Source organism: Okeania sp. SIO2F4, assembly GCF_010672385.1.
Classification (GTDB): domain Bacteria; phylum Cyanobacteriota; class Cyanobacteriia; order Cyanobacteriales; family Microcoleaceae; genus Trichodesmium.
Genome location: NZ_JAAHGT010001127.1, coordinates 1 through 2,776 on the forward strand (window position 1 = coordinate 1; position 2,776 = coordinate 2,776).

General features: G+C 42.9%; 1 protein-coding gene and 1 pseudogene. Both read left to right on the forward strand.

Translation table 11 applies throughout. From position 1 onward, the window contains the following. Nucleotides 1–438 precede the first annotated feature (438 nt). Nucleotides 439–1,551 (forward strand): calcium-binding protein, encoded by a 1,113-nt coding sequence (locus F6K22_RS37890; protein ID WP_293109991.1) that lies wholly within the window; start codon nt 439–441, stop codon nt 1,549–1,551. A 705-nt stretch (nt 1,552–2,256) separates the two neighbouring features. Then, a pseudogene (locus F6K22_RS43715) lies at nt 2,257–2,776 on the forward strand (RNA-guided endonuclease InsQ/TnpB family protein); the annotation flags it as partial.

A 2,776-nucleotide genomic window follows, 5' to 3' on the forward strand; every position in this document is an offset into this window, starting at 1 on the left:
GCTGAAGCTCAAGCGATAGCTGATGCTTATGGTTACAATACTAAGACCATTACCGACACTGGTGCTCAAGCTACTGACTACAGTTCGGAATCCTTCAGCAAATCAATTGCTGCTGTTGGCTAATTCCAATTTGATTGCTTCGAGATTGGGATTCTCAATGGCTTTGTCAAGTTTTCCCCTGCTTAATTAAATCCATCAGGAGCTGAAAACTTGGCAAAAATCTGAAAATGAATGGGCTCAAAGTTGCTGAAAGCTGGAGTGAAGCAATCGCAAAATCTCTCACTAAGAAGAACATAATGGGATTGCTTCGTCGTTCTTCCACCCTGCGGGAAGTAAGCTACGCAATGACAGTTATTCTTTTGTTGAAAAATAAAAACAGGGATGCACCCCTTAAGTAGCATCTAAGAAATATAATTTTAGGAGATAAATATAAATATCATGGCTACGATAGAAGGAACTGATGGAAACGACTTTTTGCTCATCCCTAGAGGTAATTCAGAAGATAATTTAGTTCTCGCTTATGGAGGAGACGATAATATAATCGCTCGTAGCGGAAACGATACCTTAGTTGGTTTTGCCGGCATTGACTTCATCAAAGGGGACGCCGGGGATGACCTGATCTTTGGAGATGGGGACGGAGTTTCCAATGGTAACGACCAACTCTTGGGCAATGCTGGCAGTGACACCATCTACGGGGGTGATGGTGATGACCAAATCATAGGAGATGGTGCTCGTGACAATGGTAATGACGAGATCTTCGGTGAGGGCGGTAATGATTTTCTCACCGGGGGAAATGGCTCGGATACACTGGATGGCGGGGAAGGCAATGACACCCAAATCGGCGGCAGAGGCGATGACATTCTCGATGGGGGCGAAGGCGACGACCAGCTATTAGATAACGAGGGTGATGACCTACACTTCGGGAGAGGTGGCAATGACAGCCTTTTTGGGAGCGATGGCAATGACACCCAAATCGGCGGCAGAGGCGATGACGATATTGATGGTGGTCCAGACAATGACCAACTATTCGGTGAAGAAGACAATGACAATATCGGAGGAGGCAGCGGTGACGATAGTCTTTGGGGTGGCAGCAACAATAGTTCTCCTAGCGGTGATGACAACCTTGATGGTGAAACAGGCAATGACCAACTATTCGGTGAAGATGGCAATGACAATCTCAACGGGGGTGAAGGATTTGACACTGTCGACGGGGGTGAAGGCAATGACATTCTCATGGGAGGTACTGGCGGTGTAGGAGTTGTTGAAGTTGATATTTTAGTCGGCGGTGATGATGAAGACACCTTTGTGCTTGGGGACGAGAGTAGTGTTTTTTATAGCGGCAATGCTGATAGTGACATTGCAGTCATTCAGGATTTTCAGGTAAATGTAGATCTAATCCGACTCAATGCAGATGATCTAGGGGGTTATGGTTTTGGCAATGATGCTGGTAACAATGGCTTGCTTTTGTTTAATGACGATATAATTGCTACTTTTGTGGGGGTTGATATTGGCTCTATTTTAAACGCTCCCTCTTTTGAATTCATTTCCTAAGGGTTGACTACTGAAGCCAAATAATTGGACAAAGTTGAACAAATGTTAATAAATCTTGAAAAACTGCTGATTATCTGCTATCATACATTTAAATTATCCTTAAACAATCAAAGACTTTTTTTCATGGTGTTCGTGTTCAAATGCAATCAATCAAGACCAAGTTAAAAGTTAACAATTACCAAAAAACAATACTTGCTTGCGCACGCAGGTGTAGCTCCTGACTGCTTATAATTGGGGATTAGCCTATTGTACCAGCGAGTATCAGCAAACTAAAAAACGGCCTAGTGCTATCACTTTACATAGACGTTTGGTTGCTGACGTTAAAAGTCAAAAATCCTGGTATTATGAAGTCTCAAAATGTGCCCCTCAACAGGCATTAAGAGATTTATAGAGGGCATTTAAAAACTTTTTAACTATTCCCAAACGTGGATTTCCTAAGTTTAAGAAAAAGGGGAAAAAAGACAATTTCTATTTAGAAGGTAGTATTAAAATTATTCAAGGAAATTACATACAATTACCCAGAATAGGAATAGTAAAAACTTATGAAATCTTACCTTCTTGCAGAGTGAAAAATGTGATAATATCTAAACGCACAGGTGATTGGTACATTAGCTTTAGGTATGAATGTGAGTCCAAACCGACTCCGAAAAGCGGATGCGACCCCGCGACGACGACAGCTCGCTTGCGGAACGCGCACCAAGCAAACGAGCTGTTATCGGTGTAGATGTGGGTATAAATACTCTAGCAACTTGTAGTGATGGAACGCTCTTTGCTAATGTTAAAGCCTATAAGGAAGCCAAAAAACGACGAACTCGTTATCAAAGGCGTGTTAACAAAAAAGAGCCAGGATTGAAAAACAGAGCCAAAGCTATCAAAAAACTAGCCAAAATTCATAAAAAAGCGGATGCGACCCCGCGACGACGACAGCTCGCTTGCGGAACGCGCACCAAGCAGTAGCAGATATCAGAGCAGATGCACTACATAAAGTCACAACATGGTTAGCTAAAAACCACAGCACCATAGTGATAGAAGACTTAAATGTAAGTGGAATGCTCAAAAAGCGGTCGGAAAGCGGAGCATTCCGTAGGATGGGATGGCGAGGTCTCCCGAAGAATGCAGAGCCGCTCCGAAGTGCGCCATATCCAATCGACCAAGAGATCATAAACTAGCAAGTGCCATAGCAGATTGTGGTTTTTATGAATTCAAGCGTCAGCTTATATACAAG

Excerpts from the sequence above, each read along its gene's own strand:
- F6K22_RS37890 (WP_293109991.1), top strand. The coding sequence starts at position 439 with ATGGCTACGATAGAAGGAACTGATGGAAACGACTTTTTGCTCATCCCT.